This is a genomic window from Weissella sp. ESL1156 (genome assembly GCF_058505625.1).
Genome location: NZ_CP196372.1, coordinates 1,251,321 through 1,267,914, shown reverse-complemented (window position 1 = coordinate 1,267,914; position 16,594 = coordinate 1,251,321). Strand labels below are relative to the sequence as shown.

At 38.6% G+C, this 16,594-nt stretch carries 18 protein-coding genes; 16 read left to right on the top strand and 2 right to left on the bottom strand.

All coding sequences use genetic code 11. The annotated features are described in order from the left end of the window. Nucleotides 1–2: 2 nt before the first annotated feature. The gene (locus tag ACSKY2_RS06440) at nucleotides 3–377 is read right to left on the bottom strand and encodes a PaaI family thioesterase (RefSeq protein WP_489840550.1); all 375 of its coding nucleotides are present in this window, start codon (nucleotides 375–377) and stop codon (nucleotides 3–5) included. Nucleotides 378–512: 135 nt separating this feature from the next. Here ACSKY2_RS06440 and menB point away from each other — a divergent pair, with 135 nt between their 5' ends. From menB to ACSKY2_RS06405, 7 genes are all read left to right on the top strand, one after another. Further along, a complete protein-coding gene (gene menB / locus ACSKY2_RS06435; protein ID WP_489840551.1) occupies nucleotides 513–1,331 on the top strand; it encodes a 1,4-dihydroxy-2-naphthoyl-CoA synthase in 819 nt (272 codons plus the stop codon). 97 nt (nucleotides 1,332–1,428) lie between these two features. Beyond that, on the top strand, nucleotides 1,429–2,880 hold the full coding sequence (locus ACSKY2_RS06430; RefSeq protein WP_489877158.1) for an o-succinylbenzoate--CoA ligase: 1,452 nt from the start codon (nucleotides 1,429–1,431) through the stop codon (nucleotides 2,878–2,880). Nucleotides 2,881–3,175: 295 nt separating this feature from the next. Next, entirely contained in the window at nucleotides 3,176–3,706 is a 531-nt protein-coding gene (locus ACSKY2_RS06425; protein ID WP_489877157.1) for a GNAT family N-acetyltransferase, read from the top strand. A gap of 151 nt (nucleotides 3,707–3,857) precedes the next feature. After that, nucleotides 3,858–4,538, top strand: a complete 681-nt coding sequence (locus ACSKY2_RS06420) for a YjjG family noncanonical pyrimidine nucleotidase (RefSeq protein ID WP_489877156.1) — start codon at nucleotides 3,858–3,860, stop codon at nucleotides 4,536–4,538. Nucleotides 4,539–4,679: 141 nt separating this feature from the next. Next, nucleotides 4,680–6,032 (top strand): APC family permease, encoded by a 1,353-nt coding sequence (locus tag ACSKY2_RS06415; RefSeq protein WP_489877155.1) that lies wholly within the window; start codon nucleotides 4,680–4,682, stop codon nucleotides 6,030–6,032. A 359-nt stretch (nucleotides 6,033–6,391) separates the two neighbouring features. Beyond that, complete coding sequence (locus ACSKY2_RS06410; protein WP_489840556.1) at nucleotides 6,392–7,087, top strand: response regulator transcription factor; 696 nt, start codon at nucleotides 6,392–6,394, stop codon at nucleotides 7,085–7,087. Next, the gene (locus ACSKY2_RS06405; RefSeq protein WP_489877154.1) at nucleotides 7,087–8,319 is read left to right on the top strand and encodes a sensor histidine kinase; all 1,233 of its coding nucleotides are present in this window, start codon (nucleotides 7,087–7,089) and stop codon (nucleotides 8,317–8,319) included. Before ACSKY2_RS06410 ends, ACSKY2_RS06405 begins: the two co-directional genes overlap by 1 nt. 81 nt (nucleotides 8,320–8,400) lie before the next feature. Here the strand turns inward: ACSKY2_RS06405 and rpiA are convergent, their stop codons facing one another. Beyond that, nucleotides 8,401–9,102, bottom strand: coding sequence for a ribose-5-phosphate isomerase RpiA (rpiA, locus tag ACSKY2_RS06400; RefSeq protein ID WP_489877153.1), 702 nt, complete (start codon nucleotides 9,100–9,102; stop codon nucleotides 8,401–8,403). A gap of 125 nt (nucleotides 9,103–9,227) precedes the next feature. Between rpiA and mutY the strand changes: the two genes are divergently transcribed. From mutY to ACSKY2_RS06355, 9 genes are all read left to right on the top strand, one after another. Continuing rightward, on the top strand, nucleotides 9,228–10,328 hold the full coding sequence (gene mutY, locus ACSKY2_RS06395; RefSeq protein WP_489877152.1) for an A/G-specific adenine glycosylase: 1,101 nt from the start codon (nucleotides 9,228–9,230) through the stop codon (nucleotides 10,326–10,328). A gap of 35 nt (nucleotides 10,329–10,363) precedes the next feature. After that, a complete protein-coding gene (gene rihC / locus ACSKY2_RS06390) occupies nucleotides 10,364–11,260 on the top strand; it encodes a ribonucleoside hydrolase RihC (protein WP_489877151.1) in 897 nt (298 codons plus the stop codon). Between the two features lie 129 nt (nucleotides 11,261–11,389). Beyond that, nucleotides 11,390–12,109 carry a 16S rRNA (guanine(527)-N(7))-methyltransferase RsmG gene (gene rsmG / locus ACSKY2_RS06385; RefSeq protein WP_489877150.1) on the top strand — a complete coding sequence of 240 codons (720 nt, stop codon included), beginning with the start codon at nucleotides 11,390–11,392 and terminating at the stop codon, nucleotides 12,107–12,109. A 13-nt stretch (nucleotides 12,110–12,122) separates the two neighbouring features. Further along, a complete protein-coding gene (locus ACSKY2_RS06380) occupies nucleotides 12,123–12,893 on the top strand; it encodes a ParA family protein (RefSeq protein WP_489877149.1) in 771 nt (256 codons plus the stop codon). Beyond that, nucleotides 12,880–13,785 (top strand): ParB/RepB/Spo0J family partition protein, encoded by a 906-nt coding sequence (locus ACSKY2_RS06375; RefSeq protein ID WP_489840563.1) that lies wholly within the window; start codon nucleotides 12,880–12,882, stop codon nucleotides 13,783–13,785. The genes ACSKY2_RS06380 and ACSKY2_RS06375 overlap by 14 nt, the downstream gene beginning before the upstream one ends. An 11-nt stretch (nucleotides 13,786–13,796) precedes the next feature. After that, on the top strand, nucleotides 13,797–13,982 hold the full coding sequence (locus tag ACSKY2_RS06370) for a DUF951 domain-containing protein (protein WP_489840564.1): 186 nt from the start codon (nucleotides 13,797–13,799) through the stop codon (nucleotides 13,980–13,982). Between the two features lie 28 nt (nucleotides 13,983–14,010). Continuing rightward, nucleotides 14,011–15,114, top strand: coding sequence for a redox-regulated ATPase YchF (ychF, locus tag ACSKY2_RS06365; RefSeq protein ID WP_489840565.1), 1,104 nt, complete (start codon nucleotides 14,011–14,013; stop codon nucleotides 15,112–15,114). A gap of 11 nt (nucleotides 15,115–15,125) precedes the next feature. Beyond that, entirely contained in the window at nucleotides 15,126–15,866 is a 741-nt protein-coding gene (locus ACSKY2_RS06360) for a DUF1129 domain-containing protein (protein ID WP_489840566.1), read from the top strand. 31 nt (nucleotides 15,867–15,897) lie between these two features. Continuing rightward, on the top strand, nucleotides 15,898–16,587 hold the full coding sequence (locus ACSKY2_RS06355) for a response regulator (RefSeq protein ID WP_489840567.1): 690 nt from the start codon (nucleotides 15,898–15,900) through the stop codon (nucleotides 16,585–16,587). The last annotated feature ends 7 nt before the right edge of the window (nucleotides 16,588–16,594 follow it).

Genomic DNA, 16,594 nt, shown 5'->3' with positions numbered 1-16,594 from the left:
GATTAATGTTTTGTCGCTATCATTATCGTGACAATTGATGTTGACGTATGTTGTTGCGTCTCTGCAATGATTGTGTCCACTGTCCATGTTTGAATACGCTGGCCTAATTTGATTGGCGTTGCAACTGCAAGTAATGTCCCATCGGTTGCAGCGTTTAAATGATGCGTGTGAATATCCACACCAACAGGAATTTTATCTGGTTTTGTTAAACTTGCATTGGCGCCTAAACTAGCAGCAGTTTCAGCAAGAAAAGCATTGATACCACCATGGACCATACCATAGGGTTGCTTAATATGATCTGTAATTGGTAATTGAATGATGACTTTCTGAGCAGTAACAAGTTTGTTTTCAACATTTAAAAATTTTAATGCGTCCATAATCATACCTCATTTTAAATTAGTCGTTGATTAACCATCATTCTAATATTAATTTGGAAAAAATAATAGAAAAGATTATAATGCACTAGTAGTGTTTATCAGACAGATATAAAAAATAGGAAGTGGCAAACAAATATGACAGTAGAATGGTCAACAGTGAAAGAATACTCGGAGATTTTCTTTGAACGTGCTGATGCGATTGCTAAGATTACAATGAATAATCCACGTCATCACAATGCATTCACGCCAGATATGGTGCAAGAAATGATTGATGCCTTTTCAATTGCGCGTGATGACGCTTCGATTGGTGTGATTATTTTGACTGGTGAGGGTGACAAGGCCTTTTCATCAGGCGGTGATCAATCAGTACGTGGTAATGGTGGTTATGTCGGACATGACCATATTGCCCGATTAAATGTATTAGATCTACAACATTTGATGCGAATTATTCCAAAGCCAATTATTGCAATGGTCAAGGGTTGGTCAGTTGGTGGTGGAAACATCTTACAATTGGTTTGTGATTTAACGATTGCTGCTGATAATGCCATGTTTGGTCAAACTGGACCTAAAGTTGGTTCATTTGATGCTGGATACGGGTCAGGATATCTTGCTCGTGTCATTGGTCATAAGCGTGCCAAAGAAGTGTGGTTCTTAAATAAATTTTACACAGCACAAGAAGCTTATGAAATGAACTGGATTAATCGCGTTGTGCCATTAGCAGAAGTCGAAGATGCAACCCTTGAATGGGCAAATATTATTTTACAAAAATCACCGACAGCGTTGCGTTTCATTAAGGCTGCGATGAATGCAGATACAGATGGTTTAGCTGGTTTGCAACAATTTGCAGGCGATGCAACCATGTTGTATTATACAACTGATGAAGGAAAAGAAGGCAAGAATGCCTTTCTTGAGAAGCGTCAACCAGATTTTACAAAGTATCCAAAATTCCCATAGAAATTTCGTTAAACTCGGTAAGCAACAAGCGATTGTCTGTTATCGAGCTTTTTATTCGACATCAGGTTTAAAAAGAAAAGATAAGAGAGTGATTATTTTGGAAAATTGGTTAACAAAACGAGCAAATTTGTCGCCAAATCGGTTGGCAATACAATATCAACAGGACACATTAACGTTTAGCCAGTTAGCGACAGAGGTACAACGGCTAGCGTCACAATTAGTGACAATTGTTAGAACTGATGATCGTGTTGCTATTATTACACCAAATCAATTGACTGGTTATTTAATGATTTTAGCTGTGCAACAATTAGGGAAAACAGTGGTTTTAATTAATCGACGTTTATCAGCACGAGAAATTGATTTTCAATTGCAGGATGCTGGTGTTCGTGTGGTCGTTCAAGATGATGATTTTCATTTAACGCTATCTGCCAGTAAGCAAGTGTCGTTTACAGAAGTACTAGCTACACCAATAACTAATATCGTGTCACCAGTTGCTGATTTTGATCTTAATGTAGTAACATCCATTATGTATACATCTGGTACGACCGGTCATCCGAAAGGTGTGATGCAAACGTTTGGAAACCATTTTTATTCGGCAATTGGTTCAGCATTAAATTTAGGTGTGATGCCAGGTGATATCTGGTTAGCAGTTGTGCCAATTTTTCATATTAGTGGTCTGTCTATTATGATGCGTTCACTAATTTATGGTATGGGCGTGCGGTTAGTTGAAAAATTTGATGTGCAAGCTATTAATCAATTGCTATTAAATGGTGAAGTAACGACTATTTCAGTTGTGCCAGTGATGTTGACGCAATTATTAGCTGCTTTACCAGCTGATAAACGTTATCATCAACATTTTCGAACAATGTTATTAGGTGGTGGACCAACAGATTTAGCAACGCTCCAACGAGCAACTTCAGCAGGTATTGAGGTTGTGCAATCGTATGGTATGACAGAAACGGCTTCACAAATTATTGCTTTGGATGCAGCCAGTGCGCAAACAAAAATTGGTTCAGCTGGCAAACCGCTATTTCCTGTTTCAATTCGAATTGCCCATCAAGATGCGCAACAACATGGTCGTATTCAAATTAAATCACCAACATTAGCAGTTGGCTATTTAAATCAACCAGAAAAATATGCACAATCATTTGAAGCAGGTTGGTTTGATACAGGTGATATGGGTTGGCTTGATGATGAGGGCTTTTTGTATATTGATGGTCGAGAAGGCGACATGATTTCATCAGGTGGTGAAAATGTTTTTCCTGACGAAATTGAATCCGTTTATGCAAGTTTGTCTGAAATTAAACAAATTAGTGTGGTTGGTATGCCAGATGAAAAATGGGGTGCTGTACCCATTGCATTCATTGCGTTCACTCAAGGTGAATCATTATCACGCCAAGCTTTACGAGAATTCGGCCGACAAATGCTAGCACATTACAAAGTACCAGCTCATTTTTATTTGTTAGAAAATTTGCCACGTACGGCTAGTGGTAAGATACAGCGTCATAAGTTACGTAATTTAGTAACGAGTGCAACAGAAATTCAATAAGCATAATCCTTGAATTTTCAATTTGAGCGACTATAATAGTTGGTAATCTAGGAAAGGGGGTGATACGTTTTGGCAGATATACACAATCAACGAAACGTATCGCCCTTGTAAAAGGAAACAAGGGCGATACGTTCTGTATAATTTAGTAGGTAACTACTAAATAGATTATGCGGATTGTAATCAACAGCATAATCGAGAGCATCAAGTGACGAACTTGATGCTTTTTTTATTATCTTGTATTCATGTTATAATCGTGAGGAGTTTAGAAATTACGTTAAAGAATGAGGTGTTAGAAATGGAGATCATTGATGTTACGCCAAAAACGCAAACAGACTGGGAACGCATTTATTTTGAAGCTTTTCCAGAATATGAGCGACGTCCCATACCAGAGTTAGTCGCTATGTCTGAACAACAAAGTGGCACCCGTATGCAAGTCATTATTGATAATGATCAGGTTGTTGGTGTGTTGTACCTATGTGAAATCGGTACTCATAAGGCTTTTATTTTGTATTTTGCGATTGATGCAACGATTCAAAGCAAAGGATATGGTAGTCGGGCTTTAGCGATATTACAAAAGCGCTATTCTGATGGCATCATTTTGGAAGCCGAAGAGACTGGGACACAAGCGGAAAATGAAACGCAACGTGTTAAACGTTACGCATTCTATACCCGCAATGGTTTTTATGATAAGCAGTTACTTTCGGAAAATTCAGGTGGCACTTTTCACTTGTTAGCAACGACGTCAGATATTACGGCAACTGAATATTTACAGGCAATGCAAGTATTATCAATGGATGCGGTGGTTCGTCGCACAAACAATCAATAAGGATGATTAATAACAAATTGATTGTTTAAACAGTTAGAATTTGTAGAAAAAACGACAATCTACCAACATAAGGATGGGTAGGTTGTCGTTTTTAAAGTTTGGACAATAAGCAACGTTAGGCGAATGACAGTTAGAACCTGTCGGAGGAGCGATGATAAAATATCTTATTTTTGATTTGGATGACACATTGCTAGATTTTCAAAAGAGTGAAGTTGTCAGTGTGCAACAACTATTAAAGCGTTACGGGGTAACAGATTTAACGCAAGGTGTAACAACATATCAAACGATTAATCAACATGTTTGGCAGCAGATTGAGGCGGGTGCACAACGGCAACCATTATTTGATCATCGTTTTACAGAAACGTTTGCGACATTTGGCATTGATGTTGATGGTGTGCAAGCAGAACGCCAATATCGTGAATTATTAAATCATCAATTTTATACGTTACCAGGTGCTGAACACTTATTAAGTGATTTGTATAAAAATAATTTTACGTTGCTTGTAGGTACCAATGGTGTTAAACAGACGCAACTTAATCGTTTAGCGGGATCGGGTCTCGCCAAATATTTTACTGATTGTTTTATTTCGGAAGATATTGGCTATGCGAAACCCGGCGCAGCATTTTTTACACCGATTTTTGCGAAGTTTGACGAGTTGACAAGTGATAATACAATGATGATTGGGGATAGCTTACAATCAGATATTTTAGGTGCCACACGGGTTGGCCTTAAAAGTATTTGGTACAATCCACAGGCACTGCCTAATACACTGAATGTACAACCGACTTATACAGTTAATAATTACCAACAAATTAGGCAAATTCTGTTATAGGCAAATAATGTTTGGTTTTTTCTAAAAATTATCCTATTGGTGGGATTATTTGCTAAAATAAGTCTTAATAAATGTATTGTTGTGTTTAGTCGATGTGTTAATCATCTGATAAATGATGGGATTGGGAAAGGTAGGTTTATTATGGCGCAGAATGGGCTGAAACCAAGCATTAGTACCTTTGGTATTATTTCTTTAGGTGCTGGTGGAGTCATTGGTAGTAGTTGGATTTATACAAACAGTCAATTTTTTCACCAGTATGGTGCTGGTGGTGAAATCTTTGGTTTGTTAGCCGCATCAGTATTAGCGATTTTAGTATCATTATCATTTGCTGAATTATCAACAATTTATCCCAAAGCTGGTGGTGAAGTTGTTTATGGTTTTAAAGCATTTGGTAAGAAGGGTGGTTTGTTTGCAGGTTGGGCACTGCTTGGTTCATATTTGAGTGCATTAGCATTTTATGTTACAGCATCAAGTATGTTGCTATCGCAAATTATCCCACAGATTGCCACGGGTCCAACCTATTCGTTTGCTGGCGTGAAGGTACATTACACCGAGCTAATTTTAGGGGTACTCATCACTTTGTTTATTTTTGCAATTAATTATCGAGGTGCAAATCTAACAAGTAATGTCCAAATCGTTTTGTTCATCCTGTTAGTATTAATTGGGATTGTTTTAGTTGTTGTTGGTTTTAGTCACGGTAAACCAAGTAATTTCTGGCCAGCCTTTTACGATGGTCAAGCTAAGACATCGGAAATTTTTCGCTTTATCTTACCTGCAATGACATTCCTAACAGGTTGGGAATCAATTGGGGTGATGGCTGAAGAAGTTAAAACACCGGCGCGTAAAATTGGTAAGATCGTTGTGATAGCGATTGTCATTGCAGCGGCTTATTACTTGCTTGTGTTGTTAGCTTCAGCTTGGGTACATCCATGGCAAAGTACAGCAAAGATGGAAATGGGAACGATTGATGCCTTTAAGGCAGAAGGTTTCCCACTATTAGGAACAGCGGCCTTTATTATTTCGTTCTTAGGACTAGGAACGAGTTTCTTAGCTTTGTTCTCAGCAGCGCCACGTTTGATTTATTTATTAGCCGAACAAAATATTTTGCCTCGTTACTTTGCGAAAGTTCATCCAAAATATGGCACACCAAGTCGTGCAATTATTGTGACTTTGATTTTAGTCTTAGCATTAGGTTGGCTGGGTAAAGGTGCGTTAACTTATTTCTTAGATATTGGTGGCTTTTTAACGGCCTTAGCTTGGGGAATCAATGCCTTTAATTTGTGGGCGATTCGTAAAAAGTATCCTGAATTAAAGGGTGGTTTTCGTAATAAACATTTGTGGTTACCAATACTCGGTGGTGTCATAGCCATTTTGATTGCGATTTCGACTATCATTCCCGGCACGGGTGTGTCATTAGTTTGGCCATATGAGTATGTCATTCTAGGAATTTGGATCGTTATTGGATTGATCAGTTATTTTTCAAGTAGAAAGTAATTGGTTGTCACGATAACAGATTGGTTGTTACAGTAAGGCTTCAGTCTTTTGAAACACGTTTAAGGGCGTTAATCTACCAATTAAGTTGGTAGATTGACGCTTTTTCAGCTAGTCAGAACGTCTTTTGTCTTTTAATATCGATCAACAGGCGAAATCATTTATGTTATGCAATGTGCTATTTTTCGAAAATGGTGTGAATTTTAAAAAACGGTTGCTTTTTTTGTTAGCATAAGTGATTTATAATTTAAAGCGTAAACCTTAAATATTTAAGGTTAAGGTAAGCTGAAGATAGGTAGTTTTTAAGGTTCAGCGACTATATTAACCATAACGAAATAACCAAGTGCAAAAAGGGGTACATTATGACAGAAAACACGATTAAATTATTAGTTGTCGAAGATGACTATGCGTTGAATGATACAGTGAGGGAAACAATTGCTGAGTTAGGTGAAGTCGTTCAAGTTCATGATGGTGATGAGGGATGGTTTGAAATTGAATCTGGGGTCTATGATGCTGTTATTTTAGATGTCATGTTACCTGGACAAGACGGTTTTACGATTTTAAAGAAAGCAAAAGAACAATTTCCAAATCTACCAATCTTAATGTTAACTGCTAAGGGTGAATTGGCAGATAAAATGCAAGGATTTGATTTAGGTGCTGATGAATATATTACGAAACCATTTTATAAAGAAGAATTATTAGCACGTTTGAAGACGCTACTTCGTCATACAGGTGTTCTAGGTCAAGATGGCGCCTTGGAAGTTGGCAATGTACAAATCTTTGTGGATCAACATAAAGTTTTAGTTGATGGCCAAGAAGTTAGTTTGCAAGGACGTGAGTTTGGTCTGTTAGTTTATTTAGTACAACATGTTGGTCAGATTGTTACGAAAGATCAAATTTTTGATCGACTATGGGGATTTGATTCTGATACGTCACTAACAGTTGTTGAAGTTTACATGTCTAATTTACGTAAGAACTTGCGTCAAGCGGAGGCCCAAGTTAATATCAAAACATTGCGTAATGTGGGTTACACATTAAACGCAACAACTGAGGAATAATGACAAACAAAAAGTCAACGAAGACACGGCACATTCGTTTAAGAAAGTTGAAATTACCGAAGTGGCTGCAAAGAATCCGCACTTCGCTGTCACAGCAAGTTAAAATGACTATCCTAATGGTCGTTGGGTTTACCTTAGTGTTTGTTTTGATTGGTACTTTTTCAATTAGTCAATTTCGGACGGTGATGTATGGTAATGCTCAGTCCAGAGTCGGGCGAGCATTTCAAGTACCTGCTAATCGTTTTGACCGGCCAGTTGTTCAAACTGAAACGGCACAGATTACCGATTATGTTGATTCTTTTAAAAGCACATTAAAATTACCTAAAGCAAACCATGTTTACTTACGACAATATCGTGGTAGTTGGTATTTCTTTAATCGACATGGTGATGAATTAGCTTATGTTGATGTCACAACTGAACATGCATTGGTAGAATCATATCAGACACGATTGTTTTGGATTTATGTGTTGTCTGAGTTGGCCTTGTTATTAATGGGGATGGCATTAACGCGTGCGAATATGCGACCGATCATTCGATCTTGGAACCAGCAACGAACCTTCGTGGCTGATGCAGCCCATGAATTTAAAACACCAATGACAGTTATTCAAAATAATTTGGAACGGATGCTTGAACATCCAAATGATACCGTGATGGATCAAGTTGAGAGTGTCGCTAATGCCTTGACTGAAGTGCGCCATTTAAATCATTTAACTGGTGACTTATTGACGTTGTCACAAGCTGATGCAGATATTCCAATGTTTGCTTTTGAGGAAATGGATCTTGCGAAAACCGTTCGTGAAGTCGGTGATATCTATGAATATAATGCTAATGAAAAGAATCAGACATTATCAGTTGATGTACCAGAAACATTGGCAATTGTTGGTGATGCACAACGATTACGTCAATTATTAGTAATCCTGACTGATAATGCGCAAAAGTATGCTGGTGAGGGTGCTAGTGTGACAATTTCGGCAGCAGCAACGAATAACAATATTAAAATTATGGTTGCTGATACTGGTAAGGGTGTGTCAGATGAAGATAAGAAGCATCTGTTTGATCGTTTCTATCGAATTGATAAAGCGCGATCACGCTCAACGGGTGGTCATGGGCTTGGCTTGGCCATTGCAAAGTGGGTTGTACAAGGTCATCGCGGTACGATTGATATTTTGGACAATCAACCACATGGGACAATCTTTAAGATTTTAATTCCTAAAAATCAAAAAAATACGTAGTTAAAAAAGTCGTCAATTTACCAATTTGAATTTGGTAGATTGACGTCTTTTGTCTTACTCTTGTTTTGAATAGTGATTACCTTAAATTAAGGGCTGGGGATGTGAATCGAATATCTCAACCGTTTCATCTTGACGCCCAACAACAACCTGGTCAACCACATTTAAAAACAAGCCATGTTCGACAACACCAACCATACTAGCTAATTCACGACCTAATTTAAATGGGTCGGGCATTTTATCAAAATGGAGATCAAATAAATAATTAGCTGAATCCGTGCGCACGGGATTACCGTTCTGATCTAAACGCCAAGTTGGTTGATAACCAGCGTATTGTAGACGCTTGAACAATTGATCGGCACCATAGGGAATAATTTCAACTGGCAAATAATGAGTCAGTTGTGGGGTTAGTTTAGTATCATCGATGACCCAAATATTACGTCGTGAATTGACGGCAACAATTTTTTCCCAAAGTAATGCAGCACCACCACCTTTAATAGCAGCAAAATTTTTGTCAATTTGGTCGGCACCGTCGATTGTTAAATCGATGTGATCAACATCATCAACGTTATGCATTGGAATGCCAAGTTTTGCTGCTGTACGACGAGTTTTATCAGAGGTTGGCACTCCTTTAATATTTAAACCTTCTTCTGCGACACGTTTCCCCAAAGCTTCGATGACATAAGCGATTGTTGAACCAGAACCGATACCAACGACCATACCATCTTCAACGAACTCAGCTGCACGGTACCCAGCCATTTTTTTAAGTGCAGTTTGATCTGCCATAATGATAATGCCTCTTTCTTATTTTTTATAACACTATTATCTCTCATTATCAGTGAGTTAGGCAAATCTCAGGTTAGAAAATGTTACACTAGGTAAATAACTTTTAAAAAAGGTGGCAAAATGTCATGATCAAGATGTGGCACGAAGAAAAAATTAACGCGTTTAGACAGACTTTATTACAATGGTATGATCGAGAAGGCCGGGCAGATTTGCCTTGGCGACAGGATCATGAACCTTACCATGTTTGGGTGTCTGAGATTATGCTACAACAGACACAAGTACAAACCGTGATACCGTATTTTGAAAGATTTATGGCAACCTTTCCAACAATCAGTGATTTAGCAAATGCACCAGAGCAAGTATTGTTGAAAACATGGGAAGGTTTGGGATATTACTCACGTGTTCGTCATATGCAAAAGGCTGCCCAACAAGTTGTTAATGAGTATGCAGCAGTTTGGCCTAATAATATGCAGGATTTGCAAAAATTGGCTGGCATTGGTCCATATACAGCAGCTGCGATTGCAAGCATTTCATTCAATGAACCCGTACCAGCAATTGACGGGAATGCTTTTCGTGTTTTGGCACGATTATTTAAAATTGATGCAGATATTGCACAAACCAAAACGCGACAAATTTTCTTTGATGTTGGTAAAAAAATTATTGATCCACAACGACCTGGAGATTTTAATCAAGCGATAATGGATTTAGGGTCATCTTATATGAGTGCTAAGAATTATGATAGTGAACATTCACCAGTAAAAGCATTTAATGCGGCATATTTAGATGGCACTGAAGACTTTTATCCAGTGAAAACCAAGACACCCAAGCCAAAGCCTGTGACTTATTTTGCCATTGCAGTTCAGTCACCTGTTGGTTACTTATGGGAACAACGACCAGCAAATGGCTTATTGAGTCATTTTTGGACGATGCCGTTATATCCATTAACAGATTTCGTACAGGACAAAGATGCGAATTGGACAGAAGATGAAATGATTCAAGCAACGCAAAAACGATTAGCAATGGATTATGGTATCGTGGCTAATTTAAAGAAGTTACCTGGGCGACCAGTAACACATGTTTATACACATTTAAAGTGGACCGTTACCATTTTAACCGCTGAAGTGAGTGCACAACGATTAACACGTGGTAAATGGCAAACGATGGCGGATAGTCAAAAAGATCCACAACCAAAAATACAAGAAAAAATATGGCAACGTTTAAAGTAGTCGTTTATGAATAATGAAAACAGGTGGGCAAAATAATGGAAAAAATATTATTGGATATGGATCCAGGAATTGATGATGCAGCTGCGATTGCAATTGCATTAACAGACGATACCTTTGAAGTACAATTGTTAACAACGGTTGCTGGTAATGTGTCTGTTGATAAGACAACGCGTAATGCACTACGATTAGTGGAATTTTTTCACAAATCAGCGACTATATCTGTTGCTGCTGGCGCTACTCGTCCTTTAATCAAAAAATATGAAGACGCGGCGGATATTCATGGTAAATCAGGTATGGCTGGCTGGACATTTCCACCTGTGACCAGCAGGCCTTTAAGTGAACATGCAGTGACAGCAATTCATGATGTCTTAAGTAAGAGTGAAGAACCTTTAACGCTTGTTGCAACGGGAGCCTTTACTAATATTGCATTATTGATTCGGATGTATCCAGAAATATTGCCTAAAATAAAACAGGTCGTTGTGATGGGCGGGTCTTTAGGAAAAGGCAATATAACGAGTGTTGCTGAGTTTAATGTGTATACTGATCCCCATGCAGCAAAGATATTATTCGAATCAGGATTATCAATAAAAATGATTGGTTTAAATGTGACTTTACAGGCGTTATTAAGTAAAGAAAACATTGATAAATTAGGTGAAATCAATCAAACAGGTAAAATGCTTCAGTCATTATTTAAATACTATGCGGACGATGAAGATGGTGCAAAACCGATGCATGACGTGAATACATTGTTTTATCTAGCGCATCCAGAATCCTTTCAATTTCATGACTATCAAGTGACTGTTGTCACAGAAGGACCAGCCATGGGAGCAACTGTTGTCCATGAAAATTCAGCGACAAATGTTAGCGTGGCAACATCTGTAGATGTTATAGCATTTAATAATTGGTTTATAAACAAAATTTCAGCGATTTAATGGCATAGGTGTTGGTGTTTCACGTGGAACATTAACACCTTGTTTTTTAGATTCAACCACGTCAATCTATTGAATAGATAGGCATTTTGCGGTATTCTTTTAGTATTGGAATCAGTTTGGAGAAAGATAATGAATCCCGAAGAATTTGCGGCGGCACTACGCGAAAAAAACGTTATTTTAGATGATAAACAATTGTCAGAATATCAAACATACTATAATCGTTTAGTAGCAGTGAATGAACACATGAATTTAACTGCTATTACAGAGCGCGATGAAGTGTATTTAAAGCATTTTTTTGATTCACTGACTTTAGCTTGGGCCTATCCAAAGTTACAGACTGAAGCGCTTCATATGATTGATGTTGGTGCAGGAGCAGGTTTTCCATCATTACCATTGAAAATAGCCTTTCCACAATTGAAAATTACGATTATTGATGCACTTAACAAGCGAATTAAATTTTTACAAGAATTAGTCACAGAACTTGGACTATCAAATGTAACAGTTGTTCATGCTCGTGCGGAAGAGTTTGGTCATAAGAAATCACCACACCGTGAGCAATATGACGTTGCAACTGCACGAGCGCTTGCGAGATTAAATGTATTGGGTGAATTAACGCTACCGCTTGTTAAAGTTGGGGGAGCACTTTTAGCCATGAAAGGTAGTGCTGCCGATGAAGAATTAATTGAGGCAAAAGATGCCATAACAAAATTGGGTGGCAAGATTGGTGAAACGATCCCAGTTAATTTACCAAATGGTGATCCACGATCAATTATTATCATTCATAAAAAAGTGGGCACACCTAATCGTTATCCACGGAAACCGGGAGATCCAGCGCGTAAGCCACTGTAGGAAGGGGAAAGTAATGGGACACATTATTGCATTGGCAAACCAAAAAGGTGGTGTTGGTAAAACAACGACTACTGTCAATTTGGCTGCATCATTAGCAACCTTTGGTAAAAAAGTACTCATCATTGATACTGATGCCCAGGGGAATGCGACTTCAGGTACAGGTGTACATAAGTCAAATATTTCGCAAGATATTTATGATGTATTAATTAACGATGTACCGTTAGAAGATGTTATTTTACCAACTTCACATGAAGGTGTTGATATTGTACCAGCAACAATTCGGTTGGCTGGTGCGGAATTAGAGTTAGCACCAGTGATGGCACGTGAATTACGCTTGAAAAATGCGCTTGGTGACATTCGTGAACAATATGACTACATTTTAATTGATAATCCACCTTCATTAGGACTGGTGACCATTAATACTTTTTCAGCAGCTGATTCGATTCTAATTCCTGTCCAGGCAGAGTATTATGCGCTAGAAGGTTTGGGACAATTGATGAATAACATGAAACTAGTGAAAAAGCATTTTAATCCGGATTTGGAAGTTGAAGGGGTCTTAATGACGATGGTGGATCCACGGACAAATTTGTCCGCTGATGTTATTGAAAATGTTCGTGAGTACTTTGGTAGCGAAGTTTATGACACTGTTATTCCACGTAATGTCCGTTTATCAGAAGCACCATCACGTGGTATGGCGATTATTGATTATGACCCTAAGTCTAAAGGGGCAGAAGTTTATACACAATTAGCAAGGGAGGTCCTAACATCTCATGGTGAAATCTAAAAAAACAGGTTTAGGTGGCCTTGGTAAAAAAGGTGGTGGCTTAGGAGCTTTGTTTGCTGATCAGGGCCTTGATACTTCAGTAGCAACTGGTGATGAAGTGCGAGATATTGCGGTTGAAAAGATGGTTGCTAATCCATTTCAACCACGGCATGTTTTTAACGAGGAAAAGCTACAGGAATTAGCAGAATCGATTAAACAAAATGGCGTGTTGCAACCGGTTATTGTCCGTCATAATCCTCAAGATAGTAGTCAGTATGAACTGCTTGCTGGCGAGCGTCGGTGGCGAGCATCACAGTTAGCACAAGTAACTGAGATTCCAGCAATTGTCCGTAAATTAGATGATAATCAAATGTTGCAGGCAGCGATTCTTGAAAATTTACAACGTGAAGATCTGACTCCCTTAGAAGAAGCGCAAGCCTATCGTGATATGATGGATGGCTTGCATTTAACGCAAGAACAAGTCGCTAAGCGGTTAGGAAAAGCTCGTTCGGCGGTCGCAAACTTTTTGCGCTTGTTAAATTTGCCCGATGAAGTAAAAGATTTGCTGAATGAAGGCAAATTATCAATGGGACAGGCACGAACATTATTGGGTTTACGTAATAAGCGACGTATTGTGCCAGTTGCTAAGCGAGCCATTACAGAAGGAATGACGGTTCGGCAATTAGAACAATTAGTGAATAAACTTAATGAACAATCTGAACCAGTGAAAAGTCAACCAAGTTTGTCACCATATATCAAAGCTTCAACAACTGCTTTGGAAAATAAGTTTGGTACGAAAGTTCATATGACACGTAATCGTAAAGGCGCTGGTAAAATCGAAATCACTTATTTGTCAGATGAAGATTTAAATCGTATTTTCGAAACCTTAGGCATTGATTTAGATAAGGGATAATGGAGGCAGTGATGTATAACTTACATGATATTGTTGAAATGAAAAAACCACATGCATGCGGTGTTAATAAATGGCAGATTACACGAGTTGGTGCTGATATGAAAATTGTCTGTCAAGGTTGTCAACACCAAGTCGTTATGACACGTCATGATTTTGATAAACGATTTAAACGTGTCTTACAAAATACACAAGATTAATGAATGAAAAGAGAGATAGGTAAATAAAATGGCTCTTACAGCAGGAATTGTTGGCTTGCCAAATGTTGGTAAGTCGACTTTGTTTAACGCAATTACAAAGGCCGGTGCGGAAATGGCTAATTATCCATTTGCGACAATTGAACCAAATGTTGGTATGGTTGAGGTACCTGACGATCGTTTGGATCGTATTCAAGAGTTGATTCCAGCAGACAAAGTTGTGCCAACGACTTTTGAATTTACAGATATTGCGGGAATTGTGAAAGGCGCTTCACAAGGAGAAGGACTTGGCAATAAGTTCTTAGAGAATATTCGTCAAGTGAACGCGATTGTGCATGTTGTACGAGCTTTTGATGACGATGATATTACACATGTTTCTGGTAAAGTTGATCCATTGGATGATATTGAAACCATTAATACCGAATTGGTGTTGGCTGATTTAGAATCAATTGATAAGCGTTATAGTCGTGTGGAAAAAACAGCTAAGTCTGCCAAAGATAAAGAAGCTATTGCAGAATTAGCCGTTTTAGATCAATTGAAACCAGCTTTGGAAGCGGGTAAACCTGCCCGTTCTATCGAATGGGATGACGATGAACAAAAAATCATTCATAATTTATTCTTACTAACATCAAAGCCAGTACTATACGTTGCAAATGTTGCCGAAGATGACATGGCTGATCCTGAATCATCTGAATATTACCAACAAATTAAGCAATATGCTGAAACAGAAGGTGCTGGTGTCATTGGTATTTCTGCTCGGGCTGAAGAAGAGATTGCGGAAATGGATGATGATGATAAGTCTGAATTTATGGCATTACAAGGCATCACGGAACCTGGGTTAAATCGATTGATTCGAGCTGCCTATCATATGCTTGATTTGCGGACCTTCTTTACGGCTGGTGGTAAGGAGACACGTGCTTGGACATTTCGGGCTGGCATGAAGGCACCCCAGGTAGCGGGTGTTATTCACTCAGATTTTGAGCGCGGTTTCATTCGCGCTGAAACAGTTTCATTCGAAGATTTAGATAAGTATGCATCAATGAAGGCGATTAAAGAGGCTGGTCGTCGTCGTTCAGAAGGAAAGGAATATGTTGTGCAAGATGGTGATATTATCGAATTCTTGTTCAATGTTTAATTGGGGGAAATATGACAGAGTCAAAGGAACAAACACAACCACAGGTGCCAGAACCTACACTACCGACGGTAAAAGAACTCGCAACTTCTGGGTTAACAAGGCGTAATCAAGAGTTTATCCGTCAGATGGTCATTATTGCAAATGGCGATGAATCAAAGGCTCAACTGATTACCGAGGTTGGTGCAAAATTATTAACAGCACAAAAAACGGGTGTGACAGCAAAGCAATTATACAATTCACCAGCTGAAGCAATGGGCTTAAAAACTGAAGCAGAGGAAAAGAGTGAAGCTGGACGTGGCTATGCGAGCTATGGTTTTTGGCCATTGGCAATTGATAATGGGATTGCCTTCTTTATGATGTTTAGTTTTATGTTTGGGTTAACATTACTTTTCAGTGGTGCTGGCGCTTCAAACGGTTCGGCTGGTGCAGCAGGGATTACGTCATTAGTACTAACTTCAGTATTGGGTGGTGTCTTCTTCGCAGCAGTTACTTTAACTATTGCACCACGTAAAGATGGTAAGCATGTGTCATTTTGGAAAAAAGCGATTGTTTCAGTGGTGGCCTTTGCAATTTGGTTCTTGGCATATCTTGGCCTTGCCTATTTGCCTGCAATTATTAATCCTTTGTTGCCAGGATGGTTATACATTGTTTTTGCAGTTATTGCCTTCTTCGGATTCCGCTATTGGCGTGCAAAGACCGGTATTCGTGGTGGTTTCCTAGGTACAAATACACAGCCACAGTCTAAAAAATAAGTAGCCAAAAGGAAGCAACGAGGGTAGATTAATGAAGATTTTGATTGTTGATGATGATCATGAAATTGCTGAATTACTAGAAATCTACGTTAAAAACGAAGGCTATGAGCCAGTAATTGCTAGCGATGGTAAAGAAGCCATGACAAAGATTCGGACAAATCCTGATATCGGTTTAATTATTTTAGATATTATGATGCCCGAAATGAGTGGTACAGAAGTTTTGAAAGAAGTTCGTAAAGATAATCCAGTGCCTATTTTATTGCTATCAGCTAAGTCAGGAGCGATGGATAAAATCCAAGGTCTTATTACGGGCGCAGATGATTATGTGACAAAACCATTCAATCCATTAGAAGTGATGGCACGAGTGCGTGCTTTACTCCGACGAGCACAAAATGGTTTGGCACAAGCAACGCCAGAAGTACTAGATGTTGGTCCCTTAACGATTAATAAAGATAGTCATGAAGTGCGAACAGCTGATGGTGTTGATATCAATTTAACAGCACTAGAATTTGGTATTTTATATTTACTTGCATCACATCCAAATCGGGTGTTTAGTGCAGACGATATTTTTGAACGCGTTTGGCAACAAGAATCAGTTGTCTCAGCAAAAACAGTCATGGTCCATGTGTCACATCTACGTGATAAATTGGAAGCTGCTACCGGTGGTAACCAAGTTGTCCAAACAGTATGGGGTGTTGGCTATAAGATCGAAGTACTTTAATTAAGAA